The 22,620-nt window shown below is 37.1% G+C and carries 18 protein-coding genes, 3 tRNA genes and 2 pseudogenes; 6 read left to right on the plus strand and 17 right to left on the minus strand.

From position 1 onward, the window contains the following. Nucleotides 1-163: 163 nt before the first annotated feature. The 7 genes from ELZ47_RS11730 to yfmF are packed head-to-tail and all read right to left on the minus strand — an operon-like array spanning nucleotide 164 to nucleotide 6,590. Nucleotides 164-958 carry an energy-coupling factor transporter transmembrane component T family protein gene (locus tag ELZ47_RS11730; protein WP_126436082.1) on the minus strand — a complete coding sequence of 265 codons (795 nt, stop codon included), beginning with the start codon at nucleotides 956-958 and terminating at the stop codon, nucleotides 164-166. Beyond that, entirely contained in the window at nucleotides 951-1,790 is an 840-nt protein-coding gene (locus tag ELZ47_RS11735) for an energy-coupling factor ABC transporter ATP-binding protein (protein WP_002894262.1), read from the minus strand. The genes ELZ47_RS11730 and ELZ47_RS11735 overlap by 8 nt, the downstream gene beginning before the upstream one ends. Then, on the minus strand, nucleotides 1,766-2,602 hold the full coding sequence (locus ELZ47_RS11740; RefSeq protein WP_164549622.1) for an energy-coupling factor ABC transporter ATP-binding protein: 837 nt from the start codon (nucleotides 2,600-2,602) through the stop codon (nucleotides 1,766-1,768). Before ELZ47_RS11740 ends, ELZ47_RS11735 begins: the two co-directional genes overlap by 25 nt. A 1-nt stretch (nucleotide 2,603) precedes the next feature. After that, nucleotides 2,604-3,143 carry a CDP-diacylglycerol--glycerol-3-phosphate 3-phosphatidyltransferase gene (pgsA, locus tag ELZ47_RS11745; protein ID WP_002899412.1) on the minus strand — a complete coding sequence of 180 codons (540 nt, stop codon included), beginning with the start codon at nucleotides 3,141-3,143 and terminating at the stop codon, nucleotides 2,604-2,606. 16 nt (nucleotides 3,144-3,159) lie between these two features. Then, complete coding sequence (rodZ, locus tag ELZ47_RS11750) at nucleotides 3,160-4,014, minus strand: cytoskeleton protein RodZ (protein ID WP_126436084.1); 855 nt, start codon at nucleotides 4,012-4,014, stop codon at nucleotides 3,160-3,162. A gap of 33 nt (nucleotides 4,015-4,047) precedes the next feature. Beyond that, nucleotides 4,048-5,343 (minus strand): EF-P 5-aminopentanol modification-associated protein YfmH, encoded by a 1,296-nt coding sequence (gene yfmH / locus ELZ47_RS11755; protein ID WP_126436085.1) that lies wholly within the window; start codon nucleotides 5,341-5,343, stop codon nucleotides 4,048-4,050. Further along, complete coding sequence (yfmF, locus tag ELZ47_RS11760; RefSeq protein ID WP_331852793.1) at nucleotides 5,343-6,590, minus strand: EF-P 5-aminopentanol modification-associated protein YfmF; 1,248 nt, start codon at nucleotides 6,588-6,590, stop codon at nucleotides 5,343-5,345. The genes yfmH and yfmF overlap by 1 nt, the downstream gene beginning before the upstream one ends. Nucleotides 6,591-6,777: 187 nt before the next feature. Here yfmF and yaaA point away from each other — a divergent pair, with 187 nt between their 5' ends. Next, entirely contained in the window at nucleotides 6,778-7,176 is a 399-nt protein-coding gene (gene yaaA / locus ELZ47_RS11765) for a S4 domain-containing protein YaaA (RefSeq protein ID WP_125331297.1), read from the plus strand. 2 nt (nucleotides 7,177-7,178) lie between these two features. After that, on the plus strand, nucleotides 7,179-8,273 hold the full coding sequence (gene recF / locus ELZ47_RS11770; protein ID WP_125331298.1) for a DNA replication/repair protein RecF: 1,095 nt from the start codon (nucleotides 7,179-7,181) through the stop codon (nucleotides 8,271-8,273). A gap of 180 nt (nucleotides 8,274-8,453) precedes the next feature. Here recF and guaB read toward each other — a convergent pair whose 3' ends face one another. Both guaB and trpS read right to left on the minus strand, forming a co-directional pair. Next, on the minus strand, nucleotides 8,454-9,935 hold the full coding sequence (gene guaB / locus ELZ47_RS11775) for an IMP dehydrogenase (RefSeq protein ID WP_125331299.1): 1,482 nt from the start codon (nucleotides 9,933-9,935) through the stop codon (nucleotides 8,454-8,456). A gap of 204 nt (nucleotides 9,936-10,139) precedes the next feature. After that, the gene (gene trpS, locus ELZ47_RS11780; RefSeq protein WP_125331300.1) at nucleotides 10,140-11,165 is read right to left on the minus strand and encodes a tryptophan--tRNA ligase; all 1,026 of its coding nucleotides are present in this window, start codon (nucleotides 11,163-11,165) and stop codon (nucleotides 10,140-10,142) included. A 290-nt stretch (nucleotides 11,166-11,455) separates the two neighbouring features. Here trpS and ELZ47_RS11785 point away from each other — a divergent pair, with 290 nt between their 5' ends. After that, nucleotides 11,456-13,078, plus strand: a complete 1,623-nt coding sequence (locus tag ELZ47_RS11785; protein ID WP_125331301.1) for an ATP-binding cassette domain-containing protein — start codon at nucleotides 11,456-11,458, stop codon at nucleotides 13,076-13,078. Nucleotides 13,079-13,153: 75 nt separating this feature from the next. Next, on the plus strand, nucleotides 13,154-15,739 hold the full coding sequence (locus ELZ47_RS11790; protein WP_126436087.1) for a YfhO family protein: 2,586 nt from the start codon (nucleotides 13,154-13,156) through the stop codon (nucleotides 15,737-15,739). Nucleotides 15,740-15,833: 94 nt separating this feature from the next. Here the strand turns inward: ELZ47_RS11790 and ELZ47_RS11795 are convergent. The 8 genes and pseudogenes from ELZ47_RS11795 to rlmH all read right to left on the minus strand — a co-directional run bounded on the left by ELZ47_RS11795 (nucleotide 15,834) and on the right by rlmH (nucleotide 20,206). Then, nucleotides 15,834-16,881 (minus strand): annotated as a pseudogene (locus tag ELZ47_RS11795) (IS3 family transposase). 113 nt (nucleotides 16,882-16,994) lie between these two features. Further along, nucleotides 16,995-17,068 (minus strand) — tRNA-Asn (locus tag ELZ47_RS11800). Between the two features lie 5 nt (nucleotides 17,069-17,073). Continuing rightward, nucleotides 17,074-17,145 (minus strand) — tRNA-Glu (locus ELZ47_RS11805). Nucleotides 17,146-17,190: 45 nt separating this feature from the next. After that, nucleotides 17,191-17,955, minus strand: a complete 765-nt coding sequence (comE, locus tag ELZ47_RS11810; protein WP_002899424.1) for a competence system response regulator transcription factor ComE — start codon at nucleotides 17,953-17,955, stop codon at nucleotides 17,191-17,193. 5 nt (nucleotides 17,956-17,960) lie between these two features. Further along, nucleotides 17,961-19,294: pseudogene (gene comD / locus ELZ47_RS11815) on the minus strand (competence system sensor histidine kinase ComD). 28 nt (nucleotides 19,295-19,322) lie between these two features. Then, nucleotides 19,323-19,430, minus strand: coding sequence for a competence protein (locus ELZ47_RS11820; RefSeq protein ID WP_126436088.1), 108 nt, complete (start codon nucleotides 19,428-19,430; stop codon nucleotides 19,323-19,325). 180 nt (nucleotides 19,431-19,610) lie between these two features. After that, a tRNA-Arg gene (locus ELZ47_RS11825) sits at nucleotides 19,611-19,684 on the minus strand. Nucleotides 19,685-19,726: 42 nt separating this feature from the next. Then, nucleotides 19,727-20,206, minus strand: a complete 480-nt coding sequence (rlmH, locus tag ELZ47_RS11830; RefSeq protein WP_126436089.1) for a 23S rRNA (pseudouridine(1915)-N(3))-methyltransferase RlmH — start codon at nucleotides 20,204-20,206, stop codon at nucleotides 19,727-19,729. A gap of 203 nt (nucleotides 20,207-20,409) precedes the next feature. Here rlmH and ELZ47_RS11835 point away from each other — a divergent pair, with 203 nt between their 5' ends. Next, nucleotides 20,410-21,582 (plus strand): S1C family serine protease, encoded by a 1,173-nt coding sequence (locus tag ELZ47_RS11835; RefSeq protein ID WP_002928599.1) that lies wholly within the window; start codon nucleotides 20,410-20,412, stop codon nucleotides 21,580-21,582. A gap of 63 nt (nucleotides 21,583-21,645) precedes the next feature. Next, nucleotides 21,646-22,407 (plus strand): ParB/RepB/Spo0J family partition protein, encoded by a 762-nt coding sequence (locus ELZ47_RS11840; protein WP_164549623.1) that lies wholly within the window; start codon nucleotides 21,646-21,648, stop codon nucleotides 22,405-22,407. Nucleotides 22,408-22,620: the final 213 nt, after the last annotated feature.

Consider the following 22,620-nt stretch of genomic DNA (forward strand, 5'->3'; position numbering starts at 1 on the left):
TATTACCAAAAAGTTACATTACCAAGTCAAACGTTACAAGAACATTTAGTTTAGACGTTAAAAACAGACTTTTAGAGCTTTTTTGCCAAATATTTTCTTTGACCAAGCAAAAAATAGACAAGTTTAACTTATACTATTCTCTAAAAACACTTTAAACAATAGGTCAGTTTTTCAATATATAAAGCAGAACACCTAATATAAGTAAGCTAATAATAGCCAAGCTGTCATTTCTTTTCCATGCCAAGCGGCGAAAACGTGTCCGCCCTTCACCTCCATTATAGCCGCGCGCTTCCATGGCGATTGCTAGAGCATCTGCCCTTTTAAAACTGGAAGCAAACAAAGGGATTAGAATGGGAATAATAGATTTAACCTTTTGAACAAGCTTTCCCTCGCCAAAGTCAACACCACGCGCCCTCTGGGCATTCATAATTCTAGTAGTATCATCCATCAAAGTTGGAACGAAGCGCAGGCTCATAGAGAGCATCAGGCCAATCTCATGTGCTGGCACCTTAAAAACTTTCAGAGGTTTCAGCAAAGACTCAACCGCATCGGACAAGCTTAAGGGCGTTGTTGTCAGAGTCAGAAGAGTAGAAAAGAAAATAATCAGAATAAAGCGGCTAAAAATAATACCAGCCTGTGACAGTCCTGCTTCTGTAATTCTGATAAAAGCAAACTGAAAAATTGTAGCGCCTCCTGAGGTCAAAAATAGCTGGAACAAGGTGGTAAAAGCTATGATAAAAACCATGGACTGGATCCCTTTTAAAAAGAACTTCAAAGGAACCTTAGACAGCAAGACCAAACTAAAAACGAAAACAAACAACAGCAGATTGGTAACAAGATTATTAGCCCAGAAAATTAATAGAATAAAAAGAAACATCGCTAGCAACTTGCTCCGCGGATCCAAACGATGAATAATTGAATTTCCGGGAATATAGCGGCCTAAAATCAACTTATCCATGCAAGATCTCCTTGAATTCTTCAATTGTAATAGGATAGTGCGAGAAATTCATCCCTTTCTCCGCCAATTCGTGAGCAAATTTTGTAATCTTGGGAACACCCAATTGAATACTCTCCATAAAATCAAGATCCTGAAAGACCTGAGCAGGCTGACCGCTCTTGACGACTCTGCCCTTATCTAAAACATAGACTGTATCAGCAAAGTTGGCTACATCATCCATTAGGTGAGTTACCAAAACAATTGTCATACCGGCACGATGCAGCTCTTCAAAGAGCCTCATCAGTTCTTTTCGACCGGATGGATCAAGTCCTGCTGTCGGCTCATCCAAAACCAAGATATCAGGCTCCATGGCCAGTATACCTGCTATGGCCACCCTGCGCATCTGGCCACCAGAAAGTTCGAAAGGACTGCGATTGAACAAATCCTCAGAAATTCCGACTAAGTGCAATTTTTCACGCGCCAAAGCTTCGGCTTCTTCCTTAGAAACACCAAAATTCTGAGGCCCAAAAGCCACATCTTTCAAAACTGTTTCATCAAAAACTTGACTTTCCGGAAATTGAAAGACTAGACCGACCTTCTTGCGCACCTGTTTAATGTCTTTATTGACAGAATCAGCCGTGATGACTGTACTGCCTACTTCAACACTGCCCTGATTAGGAACCAGCAAGCCATTTAAAAGCTGGAGAATGGTTGACTTACCGCTGCCAGTATGCCCGATAAGAGCTGTATAACTGCCCGATTTTATCTCCAAATCCACTCCAAAAAGCGCTGGTCCCTCAAAAGGGGTGCCAGCTTGATAAGTATAACTTACATTTTTGAGAGTAATGCCCATAGTTGATCCTGCAATTCTTTTTCTGTTAAGTAAGAGTCTGGCAGAGGAAACCCTGACTGACGCAAAGCCGCCTTTACCTGATTAACAAACGGCTGATCCAATCCTAGCTCTTCCAAATCTTCTCGAGAAAAAAGTTCTCTCGGAGTAGCGGTAGACTCAACCTGACCCTCTTTCATGACCAAAACACGGTCGCTTAAGGCTATTTCATCCAGGTCATGAGTGATAGAAATGACGGTCAGCTGATTACTATCTTTAATTTTTTTCACGGTTCGGATAAGATCCAAACGTCCCTCTGGATCCAGCATGCTAGTTGCTTCGTCCAAAATAATAATATCCGGTCTCAGAGCTACGACACCTGCAACAGCTACCCGCTGTTTCTGCCCTCCGGAAAGACGAGCTGGTTCACGCTCCTTAAAATCCTGCATGCCAACAAGCTCTAATGCCTGCTGGACTCGCTCTACCATCAGATCATAGTCTAGTCCTTGATTTTCCAAACCAAAGGCTACATCGTCTTCTACAGTTGCTCCAACAAACTGATTATCTGGATTTTGGAATACCATACCAATCTGTCTGCGTTTTTCCCAGACATTTTCAGCTGTCAGCTTATCGCCTGAGATAATAATATCTCCGCTTTCCGCTTCTAAAAGACCGTCAATCAAACGAACTGTGGTTGATTTTCCGCTGCCATTATGACCGACAATGGACAGCCATTCCCCTTTTTTTACTTGAAAGGAGACATCATTTAAGGTGTAATTCTCAGACTCACTATAGTATTTGTACTTAAGATTTCTTACTTCGATGATATTTTCCATATTATTTAAAGGTATCTTTAAAGAGATAGGCACTTCCCTTGAAGTAGTCATATCCAGAATAAATCGTAAAGATTAAAGCGATATACAGAAGGATTTGTCCTAATAGAGTCCAATGAATCAGAAGAAAAATTATAGCAAACATCTGCGTGAAGGTTTTGATTTTACCTGGCATAGCAGCTGCTAAAACTGTACCGCCTGTTTCCACTAAAAGCAAGCGCAGACCTGTTACTGCCAATTCCCGGCAAATAATAATAGCCACAACCCAGGCAGGAGCCATTTTCATCTCAATCAACATGATAAAAGCAGACATCACTAAAAGCTTATCAGCCATGGGATCAGCAAATTTACCAAAATTTGTTACCACTTCCCACTTTCGAGCCAAATAGCCATCTAGATAATCAGTTATACTGGCAAAAGCAAAGATAAAAGCTGCTAAAATATGCATGGTGTAAGAATGACCGAATGTTAAAATCACAACAAATACAGGGATTAAAGCAATTCTAACAAGAGTTAAGGCATTTGGAATATTTTCTTTTTTCATGGGATTCCCTTCGTTTTTATCCTTTCGTAATGTTCAAACTAATGGTTCCGCTATCGCTAGTCAAAGCCGAAGTATCTAGTTTTTGTCCCTCTATCGTCACAGTTGCTCCTTTAACAGGTGCTAACGTAATAAGATACTTATTGCCTGGCTCAAGAGAAACCGTCTGGCTTGATTTTTCAGGAGATAAGGTGATACCTTCGGCTAGTTCTGAATCGCTTATACTTACCAAATTGGTCGTTTGCTCCACAGAAACGGTCACTTTGACAGGCTGACTTGCTCCGCTATACTCAGCAATCAAATTCTCTCCGCTTCCACTAACTGTCAATTTGCTAACTGAGGAAGAAACTGACTTAGAATCAATCGAAGAAAAGGAACTCTTCTGACTGTTAATGCTTTTAGAGGAAACCAGACTATAATTGCTGTTAGATGCTTTGAAACTTACCGAATTAGTATGAGCATAGCTCCAGATATAATAAGCTACGAAAGCAGCAATAGCTGAAGCCAACAAGAGAAAATAGAATAAGGGCAGAAAAGAGCTTTTATTTTTATTTTTTCTGCTCCTGAATTCCTCATCTGCTGCCAGTGCCACTTCATCAAAGACAATCATCTCACCAGCTTCGTAAGCCTCCAGAATAATGGATTCATCCAAATCTACAGCCCAAGCATATTTCCGCAAGAAGCTACGGGCATAGAAAGGACTAGGAAGCAAATCATAGTCATTTCGTTCCAGCGCTTCCAGCAAATCCTGCTGGATATCTGTCTTTTTTGACAATTCCTCTAAGCTCAGCCCTTGATTGGTCCGGGCAAGCTTCAACACTTCTCCTATCGTTTTTTTTCTCATACTTACTTTTCCCTTATTTCTATTCTTCACTATTTTAACAAAATTTTAGAAACGATTCTGGAATTATTTTGGAAAAATAGTAAAATCTGTCATATCACACTGATCGATAAATCGATGACCTAGTTTTATCACATCATTCAGGCTGATGTCCTGTAAAATTTTCGGCAAATCAAACAGATTCTCACCCATCAACTGAGGTTCATATTGGGTTGCAATATACTCAAGCGAGTTTAAACCATGCAGAAAATCACCAAACATCTCACTTTTAATCGTATCCAAATGCTCTTCTGTTACATCCGAATCCTTGTCAAAATTCTTGATGGCTGAGCGAAATTGATGAGAAAGTCCCACCGGCTCCTGAGTGTCCATCGTCAACATGACAAAGTGAAAATCTTTTTCTACTTCCACTTCCAGCGTTAAAGAATTATCCATTTTCCCACTTTCATAGAGGGACTGGAAACGCTTGGAAGTCCAGCCAAACATCATGGCAAATAAGAGTTTCAAAGTGATTTTATAGCGATACAACTCCGATTCATCAACAAAGTCTGTCCCTCGAATCCCAACTGCCAGTTTTGGACTAGCCACCTCCATTCGGTAGGTGTCTGTTGACACCACTGGGTGAAGGCGCACAGGAATTTTTTCAATAGCTTCCGAACTCCCAGCAAAAACTAGTTTTTCCTGCTGTTCTGCAATCTCAGCAGCTATCTGTTCCAAATCAAAATTACCAATCACAAACAAAGTCATATTAGAAGGATGATAAAAGTTATTGAAATTTTCCTTCAAATTTTCGACGGTAATCTCAGAGATAGACTCTTTCGTTCCTGCAATGTCTTCTGCCAGAGGTGTTTGAGGATAGAGATTGGCCAAGGCTCCAAAAAAGAGACGATAATCCGGATTATCTTGATACATTTCAATTTCTTGGCCGATAATATCCTGTTCCCGCAAAATGGATCCTTTTGTAAAATCAGCCCGATGCACCAGTTCTTGCAAAAGATGTAGGTTTTCTGAAATATTATCCGTTGCAGAAAACAGATAGCTAGTCCGAGTAAAGCTTGTAAAGGCATTACTCTCAGCCCCTAGCTTAGTAAATTCCAGCAGCAGATCCTTTCCCTGCGGACCTTCAAAAAGCTTATGTTCCAAAAAATGAGCTATTCCAGCCGGATACTGAGTGACCTGCTTGGTTTCACGTGAAACAATCCCTGTATCCACTGAACCAAAATTAGTTGAGATAATCCCATAAGTTTCATTAAAATCATTTTTAGGCAGAAGAAAAACACGCAAACCATTTGCCAAGACTGTCTGATAAACAGTTTCTCCCACTGCTGAATAATTGATTTTTTCTAGCACTTCTCCCTGCATTATTTTCCTTCCATAAAGTAAATAGCTTGTAATTTTAACTGACCAGCTGCTTTGACAATATCATCTTTATGAACCTGTTCCAAAGCTTCCAGCCAAGCTTCAAGAGATAAGAATTTTTTCCCTAAAACAGAAGACATATAAGCTCTCTCTAAGATTGTATTCTGTCGATCCTGAGCTAACAATACCGAATTTCTTAGCATTTTCTTGGTTTGATTCAGTTCTTCCAGACTAAAATTCCCACGCTTCAAATCAACAATTTGCCGGTTGATTAAAGCAACTGTTCTGGTCCGATTGCTGCGGTCAATACCAGCGTAAATCCGCATCATTCCTGAAAAAATATCAAAATTGCTAGAAATTGTATAAGCTAGCCCTTCCTTTTCACGAAGATTGACAAATAATTTCGAATGGGCAAAGCCACCTAGCAAAGCATTTAAAACGACCAAAGGCAGGTGTTCACTCTCTCCGTACTGAATAGGGAAGTGATAGGCCAACTCAATAATTGACTGATGCACATCCTTCTGCTCCAGTCCTTCTCGCAAAACATTGGAATATTCTTGCTGATAAACTAGCTGAAGTTCTTGCTGGCGAGGCGCAAAATTGAAAGATTGAATTTTCTCCCGAACAGCCACTTCATTAAAGTCCCCAATAAAGAAAAAGTCAATCTGATTTTCCTCAAGCATCTGCTGAAAAGCAGCAAAACTACTTGCAGCGGTCTCTTTCTGGATTAATTCAATCGTCCCAACACGAGGCATCTGCATTTCCTCTTCTTCATAAAAGAGTTTATCTAATTCTCGATGAGCATGATAAAAATGATTCTCAATTTCAGCTTCCAAATCATTCAAGATATTTTTCTTCTCAATTTCAAAAGCAGATTCATCAAAAGCGTCCTGACTTACCAATGGAGAAAACAAGCTGGCTTTCAAAAAATCAAGCATGGCATCTGTCAGGACATTCTTACGACTCAAAAATTTATCCCGCACAAAAGAAAGATTGATATCTAAATAATGCACCAATCCTCTCCTTGAAAGACTCGTTGAATAATCAGCACCATATAAATTGGCCAAACGCTCTCTGAAGGCTTGCGAAGTAGGATAAACCGTATTGACAGTCTCTAGCATGCTGGCTGTTAAAACCCGACCAGCTACTGTTTCTTTGGACATAGGCGCTGAAAAACGAACCCTAATTTTGTTTGTTTTAAATTTTTCTGATTGAATAAAATGGAGACGAACTCCTTTAGTGATTTCCATGACGCCCCTCATACTGAATAATATAGACTACTATTATATCATGAAATGCCTCTGATTTGTTTGTTCTACCAAGCTTTTTGCTGATTAAAACGTTTTCTGATAACAGGAGAAAATTTCCGCTTTTATCCAAAGCACCTCAGCACTTTTTACTAACAAATGTGGTATAATGACAGGGTTGAGGTGAAATATGGAATATAAATTATTTGATGACTACATCACGCTACAAGCGCTTTTAAAAGAAACAGGAATTATCCAAAGCGGCGGAGCAATTAAAACATTTCTAAGTGAATATCCAGTCCTTTTTAACGGCGAGCCAGAAAATCGCCGGGGAAAAAAACTCCGTGTCAATGACAGGATTTCCCTTCCCAATCAAGGAATTGAAATTGATTTGACAGCTCCTAGTCAAGAAGAAATTCTGCAACACCAGAAAGAAATCGCAGAAAAAAAAAGAGTTGCTGAACTTGTCAAAGCCATGAATAAGGATTTAAAAAAATCTCAGACTTCTAAAAAAGAAAAGCGTAAGAATACAGGGCTACCTAAAAAGCAGAAAACTACTAAAAGCCCTGTTCGCTTCCCTGGTATCTAATCATGTGGCTGCAATCATTAAAAATCAAGCATTTCCGAAATTATCAGGAAGCTGATATTGACTTCCATCCTGGATTAAATGTCTTTCTAGGCCAGAACGCACAAGGTAAAACCAATATTTTAGAAGCTGTTTATTTCCTAGCCTTGACAAGAAGCCACCGCACACGCTCAGATAAGGATCTGATTCATTTTACAGAAAATGACCTCCTTGTCTCTGGCATCTTAGAAAAAAAGACTGGTAAAGTTCCCCTTGACATTAACTTGACACCAAAAGGTCGCATCACAAAAGTCAACCACTTGAAACAAAGTAAATTATCAGACTACATTGGAACTATGAATGTTGTTCTTTTTGCTCCTGAAGATTTACAGTTGATTAAAGGTTCCCCCAGTCTACGCCGTAAATTTATAGACATTGAACTCGGACAAATCAAGCCTGTCTATCTATCAGATTTATCCAATTACAACCATATCCTCAAACAACGCAATGCCTATCTGAAAGCTAATGACAAAGTTGATGAAACCTTCTTGACTGTCCTTGATGAGCAGCTGGTTGACTATGGCTGTCGTGTCATAAGGCATCGGTTGGATTTTTTGCAAAAATTAGAAAGCTTTGCTCAAGACAAGCACTGGGACATCTCTCAGAATCTAGAAAAATTGACTGTCAAGTATCTGTCATCTATCCCTTTACACCAAATTGACAATTTAGAAGAAACTTACTGCTCTTCCTTATTAAGCAGCCGTAAACGTGACCTATTCAAAAAAAATACAGGAGTTGGTCCCCATCGTGATGATATTGCTTTTTTTATCAACCAGATGGATGCCAACTTTGGTAGTCAAGGTCAGCATCGCAGTCTTGTTTTATCACTGAAACTAGCCGAAATCAAGTTAATAGAAAGCATTACGAAGGAAACGCCTATTTTGTTGCTTGACGATGTAATGAGCGAACTTGACAATAACCGTCAACTAAAATTATTAGAAACTATCTCTCAGGATATTCAAACTTTCATCACTACAACAACTTTAGAACATTTAAAAAATCTTCCACAAGATATTAAAATTTTCACCATTCAGCAAGGACAAATTATATCTCAATCCTAGCATTACATGAGATTTACGTTTTTGTAAATTTCATTTACAAGATCTTGCTTATGTTGTAAACGAATTATATCGAATTGTTGTTAGAATAGCTTTTATAGCCTTTTGAATTGTAAAAATATGTCAATTTAAATCGTAAATTTAAAAAGAGGTTGGGAAAAATTCCCGACCTCGTTTTATTTTTTATTGAACTGAATAGTTAGGGGCTTCATTTGTAATTTGCACATCATGAGGGTGGCTTTCCTTCAATCCAGCACCACTCATTTCAATAAACTGAGCATTATCGTGAAGTTCTTGCAGATTTGCAGCACCAACATAACCCATACCAGATCGGATACCACCCAGCATCTGGAAGACAATATCTGCAGCAGCTCCCTTGTATGCCACACGACCTTCAATTCCTTCTGGAACTAGCTTATTCGCTTCATTGACAGAACCTTGGAAGTAACGGTCACTAGAGCCCTTCTTCATAGCGGCGATAGATCCCATTCCACGGTAAGTCTTAAATTTCCGACCTTGGAAGATTTCTGTCTCACCTGGCGCTTCGTCTGTTCCTGCAAACATTGAACCCAGCATAACAGCATTTCCACCAGCAGCCAAGGCTTTGACAATATCTCCGGAGTACTTGATTCCACCATCAGCAATGATGGTTTTTCCATATTCACGCGCTACAGCAGCTGCATCATAAATAGCCGTTACTTGAGGAACACCAACACCAGCAATGACACGGGTTGTGCAGATAGAACCTGGGCCAATTCCGACCTTAACAACATCCACACCTGCTTCATAAAGAGCGCGTGCACCTTCAGCAGTTGCAATATTTCCAGCAATCAAGGTGCGATCAGGGAAATGAGCACGAATCTCTGCAATCTTACGCAAAACTCCAGCTGAGTGGCCATGTGCAGTATCAATAACAATCGCATCTGCACCTGCTTCAAAGAGAGCTTCCGCACGTTCGAAAGTATCTGAAGTAACACCGACAGCACCAGCTACCAAGAGACGGCCAAACTCATCTTTAGCAGCATTTGGAAACTCAATAACCTTTTCAATATCTTTAATGGTAATCAAACCTGAAAGGCAGCCTTTTTCATCAACCAAAGGCAATTTTTCAATCCGGTGCTCCTGCAAAATGCGCTCTGCAGTTCCTAAATCTGTACCAACAGGAGCTGTGACAAGATTCTCACTGGTCATATGACGAGAAATAGGTTGATTGAAGTCAGAAATAAAACGTAAATCACGATTGGTTAGAATACCAACCAACTTACGATTTTCAAGAGTTTCGACAACAGGAACACCACTGATACGGTAACGTCCCATCAATTCATCTGCTTCAGCAATAGTATGCTCAGGTGTTAGGAAAAAAGGATCAATAATAACGCCATTTTCAGAACGTTTAACCTTTCGAACTTCATCAGCCTGTTGCTCGATAGACATATTTTTGTGGATGACTCCAAGACCGCCGGCACGGGCAATAGCGATGGCCATCTGACTCTCTGTAACGGTGTCCATGGCAGCAGTAATGATTGGGATATTTAAATTCAGATTCTCAGCAAGCTTGGTACTCAAATCAGCATCATTGGGCAGTACATGGCTTTCAGCTGGAATCAGCAGCACATCATCAAAGGTAAAACCTTTTTTTAAAAATTTAGTGTCCCAGTTAGACATCCACAGTTTCCTCTTTTCCTTTTTATTAAACTAATACCCAAAGAAAATTGAAGTTCAGTTTTCTTTGAATAAGAGCTGGTTTTTTTGTTGTTAATATCATACCATTCTATAGGAAATTGTCAATCATTATTACACAAAAAATAAAAACCATCATTTTTGAAACTAAAAACGATAGTTTTTGTGATTTATAATCAATAATGTTCGTTATTTAAAATAATTAATCCCCATCGCAGACTTCACTTCTGAAAGTGTCTGAGCGGCGGTTTGACGTGCCTTATCGCATCCTTCTTTCAGCATCTGATAGACCTGCCCCATATCTTTAGCAAACTCCACACGACGTTCACGAATCGGACCTAACTCTCGCTCTAAAATTTCTAACAGATAGCGTTTAGTTTTGACATCTCCCAGACCGCCTCTTTGATAGTGCTCTTTCATTGCAGCAATATCAGCAGCATCTTCTGGGCGGCCAAAAACATCCAGATAATGAAAGACCATATTTCCCTCAATTTTTCCAGGATCTTCCACTCTGATATGGTTAGGATCTGTATACATGCTCATGACTTTCTTTTGCAAAATATCCATGCCATCTGCCAAATAAATGCCGTTATTGAGAGACTTAGACATCTTAGCATTGCCATCCAATCCAGGCAAACGTCCAGCTGCTTCGTTTTCAGGATAAATCCCTTCCGGTTCTACCAAAACATTTGTTTGATAAGCGTGGTTAAAGGAACGAACAATCTCCCGAGTCTGCTCAATCATAGGCTTTTGATCATGTCCTACTGGTACAAAATTAGCCTTGAAAGCAGTAATATCAGCTGCCTGAGAAATTGGATAAACTAAAAATCCAGTAGGCAAACTTTCCCCAAATCCTTTTTGAGCAATCTCCGTCTTGACAGTAGGATTACGCTCAAGACGAGCCAATGACACCAAATTCATGTAATACATTGACAACTCTGCCAACTCAGGAATCTGACTTTGAATAAAAATAGTCACCTTTTCAGGATCCAATCCAGCTGCCAGATAATCCAAAGCTACATTCCCAATGGACTCAACAATTGTCTGAGGGTCCTTTGCATGATCTGTCAAAGCTTGCTGATCAGCCAAAAATACGAACATCTCATATTTACCCTGATCCTGCAAAAGCACGCGATTCCGTAAACTTCCTACATAATGACCAATATGCAATTTTCCTGTCGGACGATCTCCTGTTAAAATAATTGGTTTAGTCATTTATTACTCCTCAATTTATAATGAGTTCATTATATCATTTTCAATGAAAATGAGAAAGAAGTTTCTAGAAAAAAGCGAAAATTCCAGTTTTTACAGCTTGATTGACATCCCTTTACAATATTTGTAAACTTAATTGACAAACTATTCTGGCTGTAAAACCTAAAAGTCTTAGTTCATTTTATTCTCCTTTTTTCTTTCTGCTTTGATTTTTTCTTTTTATCTCAGAATTATTTGAAAAAAGTTCTGTTTTCTAGTAAAATGAAGAAGATTATATATATAGGAGAAAGACATTGCTTACAGTATCAGATGTATCACTGCGTTTCAGTGACCGAAAATTGTTTGATGAGGTCAACATCAAATTTACAGAAGGAAATACTTATGGATTGATTGGAGCTAACGGAGCTGGAAAATCAACCTTTTTAAAAATTTTAGCTGGTGATATCGAGCCAACAACAGGCCACATTTCTCTAGGACCAAATGAACGTCTTTCAGTCCTTCGCCAGAACCACTTTGACTATGAAGAAGAACGGGCTATTGATGTTGTAATAATGGGAAATGAGCATCTCTACAACATCATGAAAGAAAAAGATGCTATTTATATGAAGCCTGATTTTTCTGATGAAGATGGTGTACGTGCGGCCGAGCTTGAGGGAGAGTTTGCTGAACTAGGTGGCTGGGAAGCTGAAAGTGAAGCCTCTCAATTATTGCAAAATCTCAATATTCCGGAAGATCTTCACTACCAAAATATGAGCGAGCTCTCTAACGGAGACAAGGTTAAGGTACTCTTAGCCAAAGCCCTTTTTGGTAAACCTGATGTCTTGCTTCTGGACGAGCCGACTAACGGTTTGGATATTCAGTCTATTACTTGGCTGGAAGACTTTCTTATCGATTTTGACAATACAGTTATTGTTGTATCCCACGACCGTCACTTTTTGAATAAAGTCTGCACTCATATGGCCGACCTTGACTTTGGAAAAATCAAACTCTATGTCGGAAACTATGATTTCTGGAAAGAATCAAGCGAACTAGCGGCTAAGCTTCTAGCTGACCGAAATGCCAAAACAGAAGAAAAAATCAAGCAACTTCAAGAATTTGTTGCTCGCTTTTCTGCCAATGCTTCAAAATCAAAACAAGCAACTTCTCGTAAAAAGATGCTTGACAAGATTGAGTTAGAAGAAATTGTTCCATCTAGCCGTAAATACCCATTTATCAGCTTTAAAGCAGAACGTGAAATCGGTAATGATCTCTTGACAGTAGAAAACCTTTCTGTCAAGATAGATGGAGAAACTATTCTTGATAATATTAACTTCATTTTACGTCCTGGCGATAAAACAGCTTTGATTGGCCAAAACGATATCCAAACAACAGCCTTGATTCGTGCTTTGATGGGTGATATTGAGTATGAAGGAACTGTTAAGTGGGGTGTCACAACCAGTCAATCTTACCTACCAAAAGATAATTCTCGTGACTTTGCTAGTGGTGAATCAATCCTTGACTGGCTGCGTCAATTTGCTAGCAAAGAAGAGGATGACAACACCTTCCTTCGAGGATTCCTTGGGCGCATGCTTTTCTCTGGAGATGAAGTTAACAAGTCTGTCAATGTCTTGTCAGGAGGAGAAAAAGTTCGGGTTATGCTATCTAAGTTGATGTTGCTTAAATCCAACGTTTTAGTCTTGGACGATCCAACCAATCACTTAGATTTGGAATCAATCTCCAGCTTAAATGATGGATTGAAAAACTTCAAAGGATCCATTATTTTTGCCAGTCATGACCATGAATTTATTCAAACCTTGGCCAACCATATCATTGTCCTGTCTAAAAATGGCGTCATTGACCGTATTGACGAAACCTATGATGAATTCTTGGAAAATCAGGAAGTTCAGGCAAAAGTCAAGGAACTTTGGAAAGATTAATTCCTTGTCAATTTACGTTTACAAAGCTTTACAGAGGCATGAAACAACGTTTCTGCCTCTTTCTATATAAGAAATATGAATCACATTAAAGAATATTTTAAAAAAAATTGGCCTTATTTTTGCGCTTTCTTTATTCCATTTTTCATCATGTTCTTTGTCTACTTGATGTACGGAATTTACTGGAATAGCGAAACGTCTCCCTTGCTTGGTGATGGTTTTCATCAGTATGTCATTTTTGATACTAACCTAAGAAATATCCTCCATGGCACAGATAGTATTTTCTATACTTTCTCTAGTGGACTTGGGCAGAATTTCTATGCTTTATCTAGTTATTATTTAGGTAGCTTCTTATCTCCCTTGGTTTATTTCTTTGATTTGAAATCAATGCCAGATGCCGTCTATCTATTTACCTTAATCAAGTTTGGATTAATTGGACTCTCTACCTTTATCAGCATCAAAGGAATATTCAAAAAGATTCCAGCTTTACTCATCATCACTCTTTCAACTTCATTTTCTTTAATGAGTTTTTCGGTCAGTCAATTGGAAATTAAAACCTGGTTGGATGTGTTTATCCTTGCACCTTTGATTGTGCTAGGTTTACATAGATTGATAACTGGAAAAGGCAGAGTACTATACTTTACAACACTGTCAATCCTCTTCATCCAAAATTATTATTTTGGTTATATGATGGCAATCTTTTTGGTCTTTTGGTACCTTCTTCAATTATCTTGGGATTTCAAAAATAGAATTAAAAGTTTACTTGACTTTACAGTCGTATCTGCTTTAGCAGGTCTGACTAGCCTAATCATGATTCTGCCAACTTACCTAGACATAAGCACTCATGGTGAAACATTAACAAAAGTTTCTTCTTTGTTGACAGAAAAAAGTTGGTTCTTAGATGTATTTGCTAAAAATTTTATTGGCAGTTTTGATACAACCAAGTATGGTTCTATCCCTATGATTTATGTCGGCACCTTCCCCTTGATTCTAGCTATCTTATTTTTCACCTTAAAATCTGTTAAGTTTCACGTGAAACTTTGCTACTTTTTACTCATTGCAATTTTCATAGCTAGTTTTTATCTTCAATATTTAGACTTACTTTGGCAGGGAATGCATGCTCCGAACATGTTTCTTCACCGTTATTCTTGGTTATTTTCTCTGGTAGTTATCTATATGGCTGCTGAGACTTTAAATCGTTGGAAAGATGTGAAATTGATGAATGTTGCCATTAGTTTCACTTTGCTCAGCCTTGGATTTATTATTACTTTTATTCAGAGAAAACATTATGACTTTTTGGGTCCTGAGAATTATATTCTAACATTAGAATTTCTGCTGGCTTATCTCTTGATTAGCTTTGTCTTAGCAAAATCTTCTATTCAACCAAAAATCATTCTCCCTGTCTTGCTCTTCTTTGTTACTTTTGAACTGTCGCTTAATTCCTATTATCAAGTTGGAGGAATTGCTAAAGAATGGGTATTTGCCACTCGTTCATCTTATTCTAGTCACCTTGACGAGATTGACAATCTTGTCAATTATTCCAAAAAGGAAAATATTGACTTTTTTAGAACAGAAAGATTGAATCCACAAACGGGAAATGACAGTATGAAATTTAACTACAATGGAATTTCCCAGTTCTCATCTGTTCGAAATACTCAGGCAAGTTCTACTTTAGATAAACTTGGTTTTAAATCAGCAGGAACAAATCTGAATCTCCGTTATCAAAACAACAGTATTTTAATGGATAGTATTTTTGGTGTTCGCTACAATCTATCTGAAACAGATCCTCAAAAATTTGGTTTTCTTCCTGAGAAAACTGAAAAAGAAATGTCTCTCTACCAAAATGATGCTGCACTTGGTTTAGCTTTTCTGACCAATGATGTTTACCATGATGTCAAGTTTACAAATTTGACTTTAGATAATCAGACAGAATTTTTGAATAAATTGACTGGCTTTGATTTTAAATATTATGATAAAGTAGATGCTATAACTACTAATGAAAACATCAAGCAAATTGGTAACAGAGTGACTGTGGATGTTGACAGAGAACATAATACAAGCTTTGCTAGTGTAATCTATACTGTCAATGTACCTGCTAACAGTCAACTATATGTTAATGTTGCTGGGATTGATTTTAGTAATGATGATCAGACAGATGTTGACATTGCTGTCAATAACTTTACAGAACGTTATACAACTAATAATGTTTTTCCTTTCTTTAATGCTGGCTATTTCAGTCAAAGTCAAACAGTATCTATTCGCTTTACATTTCCAGACAATTCGACAGTTTCTTTTGATACGCCAGAATTTTTTGCCGTTAATACTGAGCAATATCAAAATGTCATTCAAAAATTAAAAGAACAGCCCGTTTCCACAACTACTGATTTAAACACAGTAAAAACAAACTATAGAGCGGAAAAGGATACTTCATTATTCTTTACCATTCCTTATGATAAGGGATGGTCAGCCACTCTTAACGGGAAGTCTGTCACACTAAAACGAGCTCAAAACGGCTTTATGAAATTAGATGTGAAAAAAGGAGAAGGAAATGTTGTCCTCACTTTCATTCCTAATGGACTGAAAGAAGGTGGCATTGCCTTCATATCTGGCATAATCTTATTTGTTTGCTATAGTTTTCTACGTAGGAAACAACAGAGAATGTAAATATATCAAAAAAAAAAAAAACAGCTACTTACCAATATAAAAAATAAGGCTCTTCATTAAAATTGTACTGACCCCCAAAAGTTAGACAATTAATTTATCCAAAGGATTTAGTTCTGTATTGAACAGGGCTAAGTCCTTTTAGTTTTGTCTTAATTCGTTTGTTGTTGTAATAAAAAATATAATCCGCAATAGCTTGCTCAAGCTCATCCAGGGGCTGATATGATGTCTCAAGACCATAAAACATCTCAGATTTAAGTATCCCAAAGAAAGATTCCATCATTCCGTTATCAGGACTGTTCCCTTTACGTGACATGGATGGACAAATGCCCTTGTTCTCTAAAAAATGATGATAAGATTGGTGCTGATATTGCCAGCCTTGGTCACTGTGAAGGATTGTTCCACTATATGATTTAGCTGGAAAGGCTTTCTCAAGCATGCTCTGAACTTGTTTCAAATCTGGTGAACGTGACACAGTGAAGTCAATAATCTCGCTGTTGTAACCATCCAACACAGGGGACAAGTAGAGTTTTCCTTCTGCTAAAGCAAACTCTGTCACATCAGTATAACACTTCTCATAAGGTTTAGATGCACTGAACTGACGGTTGATGAGGTTATCAGCCTTTTTACCTATTTCCCCTCTGTATGATGAATACTTGCGTTTGCGGCGGATACGGGCTTTTAAGCCTAACCTCTTCATCAAACGTTGTATTTTTTTGTGATTGACGATAAAACCACGATTTCTTAGTTCCAGATGGATGCGACGATAGCCATAATTGCCATGATGTTCATCATAGATGTCTTGAATGAGCTCCTTTTTTCTCAAGAATAGTATAGCCATTTTTCTTGTATTGCGCAATCCACCTTGAAATCATACTAGAATTTGGTAAGGCATAATCTAAGGATGTCTGTTTCTGAGATTGCCCATCAATCAGAACTTTATCTATTATCTCTTGCTTCAGTTCTGGAGAATAATAACTATTCTTCCCTTTTTGGACAATGGCTAACCCATACCTGTCAATCAGGCGAATCATGTACCTTAGTCCAGAAACATCCACACCAAATCTTTTTGAAAGCTGGTTAAAGCTTAAACTTTGTTTTATGAGCTCATAGATTTGAACCTTGTCTTCATAACTCAATTTCATAAAAATAGCACCCCAATCGTTAGATTTTATGTCTAACTTTTGGGGTGCAGTTCAAATGCTAGTGAAGGCCTTTTTTTGAACAATAAAAAAACACTCACTAGGAGTGTCTCTAGCTCCGGCAGTAGGACTCGAACCTACGACATCATGATTAACAGTCATGCGCTACTACCAACTGAGCTATGCCGGATAATATAGTCCGTACGGGATTCGAACCCGTGTTACCGCCGTGAAAAGGCGGTGTCTTAACCCCTTGACCAACGGACCATATGGTATGCTCCCTTTCAGAACATATTCCATTATATCAGGTTTTTAAGCTTTGTCAACTCTTTTCCCTTTATTTTCGAAAATATCTTTCAGATATTTCACTCTTAAACGAGTGACCGGACAGCGATGATTTTCGTAAAAAATAATTTCTCGATTTTTCTTGTCATAATCAACAATGTTGCCAATATTAACCAGATAAGATTTATGTGGTGAAAAAAATCGTTTAGATTGCTGATCTTTTTCTTGAATATCTGTTATCGTTCCATAAAACTCCTTGAGAAAATTTTTACCGACAATCCGAAGTTTATGAGAGCTCCCTGTCGTTTCGATATACAAAATATCGTTATAAGGCATTCGAACATCATTGCCACGATAACTATATTCAAAATAATCTACCATATTGGTATTTTCAATTAGTGTACTCTTAGTGTAAAGAATACTGTCTTTGATTCTATTTTTAAAAGCATCATTGTTGATATCTTTATCAATAAAATCAAGTGCTGATACTTTATATTTAAAAGTCATAGTAGCAAATTCAGATTTTGAGGTTACAAAAACTATAATGGCATAAGGATTATGATGACGGATAAATTGAGCTACTTCCAGCCCCTTTGTTTCCTCCCCCTTAATGTCAATATCCAAAAAATAAAGCTGGTTAACGTCTCCATTTTCAATATATTTTTTGAATTCTTTGATTTTTCCTGTAACCTGAACCTGGATGTCAATTCCAAGTTCCTCAGCAATTTCTGCTAATGTCGTTTCCATCCTGACTTGATGAGATACGGTATCCTCTAAAACTAACACTTTCATAAATTCTATCTCCTAATTGTTAAAATCTGTGTAAAACTTCTTGGCTCAATTTGTGTATCAAGAGTGATAAATTCATACCTATCTAAAATTTCCTTGATGTTATTCAATCCATAGCCTCTATTTTCTCCTTTAGTTGAAAATTCCGGCTGATAGAGTTCTTCCAAATCCAATTTTCCTTCTTTACGAGAATTTTGAACAACAAAAATGGTTCTATCATCCAGTTGAACCAGAGAAACATGGACAATTTTTTCCAGGCTGTCAATGGCACTCTCAATAGCGTTATTTAATAAAATACTAGCAATTCTGACCAGATCTAACAACTTGATTGGAAGACGTTCCACTTTATCCTTAACTTCAAAAGTCAGCTGAATCTGATGTTCACGCGCTTGAAAGATTGTCTCAGTCATGACACTCCTTAAAGCTGAATCTCCTACATTATTCAAATCAAAAACTGTATATTTATCTGAACGCAAGTTCAAATTTGCATCAGCCAAGACTTCTTGATAAATGTGCTCAATTTCCTTGATATCTCCAGTTTGAATAGCCACTTGCATACTTGTCAGCATGCTAGCATAATCATGACGAAATCCTTTAATTTCATAGTATAATCTCACAATTTCATCAGTATATTCCTGAAGTCGAAGCTGTTCAGATTCTTTTGACGCAAACGCTCTTCTTTCTCGTATTTCTCACGGCTGTCCTTGAATGTCACCAAGGTAGAAAGAAAGGCCAAGAAACAAATAGTAGCAATCATACTGCTAAAACTGTTGAAATGCTTTATATTACTAATCCAGTGAGAGAGATTTAAAATCAGCCAATTCATTGCATATAAACTACTAATCATCAGAATCTGAGATTTAAAGAAACTTCTTTTAAGATAATCTATTCTGAAATCAAAAATATCAATAACCTTTACCATAAAGAACAAGGATATTAAGTTGATACATGTCAGAAACAAACCCATGTACTGAGCTACAAAATCATCTCCTAAAACAGATGAAATAATAACTGAAAAGAAAGTAGTAGAGCTATCAATTGACAAACATAAAAAGAAGGAAAGTAAGAAAGATTGATTTTTTTTAATTTTTTCAACTCTACAAAAATACCAAACTATAAATAGAGGGAGAAAAAATGACAGCGTATAAGATGGAAATGAGATTTCAAATGAAAACACATGCCCTAAAAAAGCAATTATAAACGGAATTATAATCTCAAGACCAAAGCAAACAGCTACAAAAAAGCAAGTATGCTTAATTTTAGTGATTTTTGATAAAATCACTAAAAATGCAGCTACATTAATAAAAGGATTAACAATTAATCCGATTATTTCAAGTGACATAAATTTCCCCCCTAAACTTTTAAAATTCTTATCTTCCAAAAATCCAATCCCATGGATTTGGAACACCTCTTAAATCCCAAAAGATTTGAACAAGTGAATTGCTATTTGCAGCAATTTGAAAAGAATAGATTTTCATAACTATCTCCTATCTTTTTATCTTGTAAGTCACCTTACATTTATCATTATAGAAAAATAAAAAGAGTTAGTGACAATTTTCCCTGAAATGTCATTTTTTATCCCCAAAATGACATTATACCAAAAAAATAGAAGAAAAAAACACGAAATATTGTAAAATACTTCGCATTTTTTACCTTTCTGATCTCAGCAGGATTCGAACCTGCGACCGTTCGCTTAGAAGGCGAATGCTCTATCCAGCTGAGCTATGAGACCAATACCATCTCATTCTATCAGAAAATAGGGTTGCCGTCAAGATTACTTATGATAAGGACTCCCTTGCTGAATCATAAAAGCTCGATAGATCTGCTCTATTAAAACAAGGCGCATCAGTTGATGAGGTAAGGTTAATTTGCCAAAACTCATCAGAAGATTTGCCCGCTTTTTTACTGCAGGAGATAAACCTAAACTTCCTCCGATAACAAAAGTGATATCAGAAAAGCCACGCACTGTAGTATCCATCATGAGCTGACTAAACTTTTCTGACGGAAATTGCTTTCCTTCAATTGCCAAAGCAATAACAAATTCACGCTCATTGATTTTAGCCAGAATTTTATTTCCTTCTTTTTCAAGAATCTGCTGATTTTCTAAATCACTAGCTTTATCAGGTGTTTTTTCATCCGCTAGCTCAATCATTTCCATCTTGCAGAATCGATTGAGACGCTTCATGTATTCAGCAATTCCATTCTTTAAATATTTTTCTTTCAGTTTTCCAACTGTTACAAGTTTTATTTTCATAAGTTTATTCTATCATATTCATCTATACTTCACACTTTATTAACAAGTAAAATTTATCTGGGAATCGGCTAATCTGTGTATTTTCTAATGTCTATCAACAGTTTTTTTAAGTTTCCCACAAGGTGTGGAAAACTTAGAGGATTTAAGTTATAATTAAGTTTGTCTAAATATAATTTCATCAATTGTAATTCAAGGAGGAAAACATGAAAAATTCTTCAAATGCCATCAAAAGGGCTTTATTTCTTTTTGCAGTATTAATTGTAGGTTTTATCGGCGGAAGTTTAGGAAATTATGTTACTACATTATTAACTTCACGTGTAAAAATGAATGGAAATTCGACAACTAGTGTAACTACTTCATATAAAAACTCTACAGACATTTCAGAAGCTGTGAAAAAGGTTCAAAATGCGGTTGTTTCAGTAATTACTTATGCTGAATCTTCTAGCAGCGTTATCAATGATGAATCTTCCAACGATGAATCACAAATCTCCAGTGAAGGTTCTGGCGTAATTTATAAAAAAGATGGAAAATCAGCCTATCTGGTAACCAATACCCACGTTCTGAACGGATCAACCAATGTAGATATCTTGCTAGCTGATGGAAACAAGGTTCCAGGTGAAGTAGTCGGATCAGATGTTTATTCAGATATCTCTGTCGTTAAAATTAGCTCTGAAAAAGTAACTGATGTCGCTGAATTTGGAGATTCTGGTTCTCTGACAGTTGGTGAAACAGCAATCGCCATCGGAAGCCCTCTTGGAACAGAATACGCTAACTCTGTAACACAAGGAATTATTTCTAGTTTAGGCAGAAACGTTACGTTACAATCTGAAAATGGTGAAAATATTTCAACAACTGCACTGCAAACAGATGCTGCCATTAACCCCGGTAACTCTGGCGGTCCGCTGATTAATATTCAAGGGCAAGTAATTGGCATTACTTCAAGTAAAATTTCGACAAATGGCCAAACTTCTGTTGAAGGGATGGGATTTGCGATTCCATCTAATGATGTCGTAAATATTATCAATCAATTAGAGAAAAATGGAACAGTCACACGTCCTGCTTTAGGAATTCAAATGATGGATTTATCTAATCTGACAACTTCTGATTTTTCTAAATTAAATCTTCCTGCTTCAGTGAAATCAGGTATTCTTGTTCGCTCTGTTCAGCAAGGAATGCCTGCTGATGGCAAGCTTCAAAAAAATGATATCATTACAAAAGTAGATAATACAGATGTGGAATCCACTAGTGACCTTCAGTCTGCTCTCTACAAGCATAGTATTGGAGATGAAGTAGAGATTACTTATTATCGAGATGGTAAATCTCAAACAGTCAAAATCAAACTCACTAAATCAACAAAAGAGTTAAGCTCAAATTAACCTATTTACAAGATTGTCAACACACCTTTACACAATCGTAAAGGTGTGTTATTCTATATACAAATGGAAAACTTTCAATATATTGCACTCAAAGACATTCGAACCAATCCTTATCAGCCTCGTAAAGAGTTCTCACAAAAAAAGATTGAAGAATTAGCGGCATCAATCAAAGAAAATGGTCTCATTCAGCCAATCATTCTTCGGAAATCTTCACTTTTTGGTTATGAAATTTTAGCAGGAGAACGGAGATTTAGAGCTGCCTCTTTTCTTGGCCTAGAAACGATTCCAGCTGTCGTCAAAGAATTATCTGATGATGACATGCTGAAACAGGCCATTATCGAAAATCTTCAAAGAGAAGACTTGAATCCTATAGAAGAGGCTGAGTCTTATCAAAATTTGATTGACAAAGGCTTGACACATGATGAAATTGCTAAAATCATGGGAAAATCTAGACCCTATATCAGCAATATTGTCAGACTTTTACAGCTGGCTAAAGAAGTTCGTCAAGCTATCAAGGAAGAAGAGATTTCTCAAGGACATGCTCGCCTGCTGGTTCCCTTAAAAGAAGAGGAACAATTACTATGGTTGGAAAAGATCTGTCGAGAAGATTTATCAGTTCGAGCGGTTGAAAAACTTCTCCAGCAAAAAAAGAGTCTCAAAAAGAAACCTAATAAAGAACTGTTTGCTAAATCTGAAGAGGAAAAAATTAAAAAAATTCTCGGTCTGAAAGTTTCTATTCAGTTAAAAAACCAGAGTAAAGGAAAGCTGATTATTCCTTTTGAAAGCGAAGAAGAATATCAAAGAATTATAAACAGTTTTAAATAAAACTGTTATTTTCTTTTTTAAAAATAACAAGATTATCCACTGTTAAATCAATTAGGAAGCCTATTAAAATAAGAAATTTTAACTTTATTCACATTCTGTGGATAACTTCAACTAACAATGTGAATTCTTTTCCAGTTCTTGTGGAAAACTTTAAGCCTTTATGATAAAATAAGATGCGTATGAATCAGAAAATTATAGAAAAGGAGGGAAGTT

This window comes from Streptococcus sanguinis, from assembly GCF_900635155.1.
In the GTDB taxonomy this organism is placed as follows: Bacteria; Bacillota; Bacilli; order Lactobacillales; family Streptococcaceae; genus Streptococcus; species Streptococcus sanguinis_G.

What these genes read in the sequence shown, in the direction of transcription:
- ELZ47_RS11730 (WP_126436082.1), bottom strand. Translation starts at nt 958, where the DNA reads ATGGATAAGTTGATTTTAGGCCGCTATATTCCCGGAAATTCAATTATT.
- ELZ47_RS11735 (WP_002894262.1), bottom strand. Translation starts at nt 1,790, where the DNA reads ATGGGCATTACTCTCAAAAATGTAAGTTATACTTATCAAGCTGGCACC.
- ELZ47_RS11740 (WP_164549622.1), bottom strand. Translation starts at nt 2,602, where the DNA reads ATGGAAAATATCATCGAAGTAAGAAATCTTAAGTACAAATACTATAGT.
- pgsA (WP_002899412.1), bottom strand. Translation starts at nt 3,143, where the DNA reads ATGAAAAAAGAAAATATTCCAAATGCCTTAACTCTTGTTAGAATTGCT.
- yfmH (WP_126436085.1), bottom strand. Translation starts at nt 5,343, where the DNA reads ATGCAGGGAGAAGTGCTAGAAAAAATCAATTATTCAGCAGTGGGAGAA.
- yfmF (WP_331852793.1), bottom strand. Translation starts at nt 6,590, where the DNA reads ATGGAAATCACTAAAGGAGTTCGTCTCCATTTTATTCAATCAGAAAAA.
- yaaA (WP_125331297.1), top strand. Translation starts at nt 6,778, where the DNA reads ATGGAATATAAATTATTTGATGACTACATCACGCTACAAGCGCTTTTA.
- recF (WP_125331298.1), top strand. Translation starts at nt 7,179, where the DNA reads ATGTGGCTGCAATCATTAAAAATCAAGCATTTCCGAAATTATCAGGAA.
- guaB (WP_125331299.1), bottom strand. Translation starts at nt 9,935, where the DNA reads ATGTCTAACTGGGACACTAAATTTTTAAAAAAAGGTTTTACCTTTGAT.
- trpS (WP_125331300.1), bottom strand. Translation starts at nt 11,165, where the DNA reads ATGACTAAACCAATTATTTTAACAGGAGATCGTCCGACAGGAAAATTG.
- ELZ47_RS11790 (WP_126436087.1), top strand. Translation starts at nt 13,154, where the DNA reads ATGAATCACATTAAAGAATATTTTAAAAAAAATTGGCCTTATTTTTGC.
- comE (WP_002899424.1), bottom strand. Translation starts at nt 17,955, where the DNA reads ATGAAAGTGTTAGTTTTAGAGGATACCGTATCTCATCAAGTCAGGATG.
- ELZ47_RS11820 (WP_126436088.1), bottom strand. Translation starts at nt 19,430, where the DNA reads ATGAAAATCTATTCTTTTCAAATTGCTGCAAATAGCAATTCACTTGTT.
- rlmH (WP_126436089.1), bottom strand. Translation starts at nt 20,206, where the DNA reads ATGAAAATAAAACTTGTAACAGTTGGAAAACTGAAAGAAAAATATTTA.
- ELZ47_RS11835 (WP_002928599.1), top strand. Translation starts at nt 20,410, where the DNA reads ATGAAAAATTCTTCAAATGCCATCAAAAGGGCTTTATTTCTTTTTGCA.
- ELZ47_RS11840 (WP_164549623.1), top strand. Translation starts at nt 21,646, where the DNA reads ATGGAAAACTTTCAATATATTGCACTCAAAGACATTCGAACCAATCCT.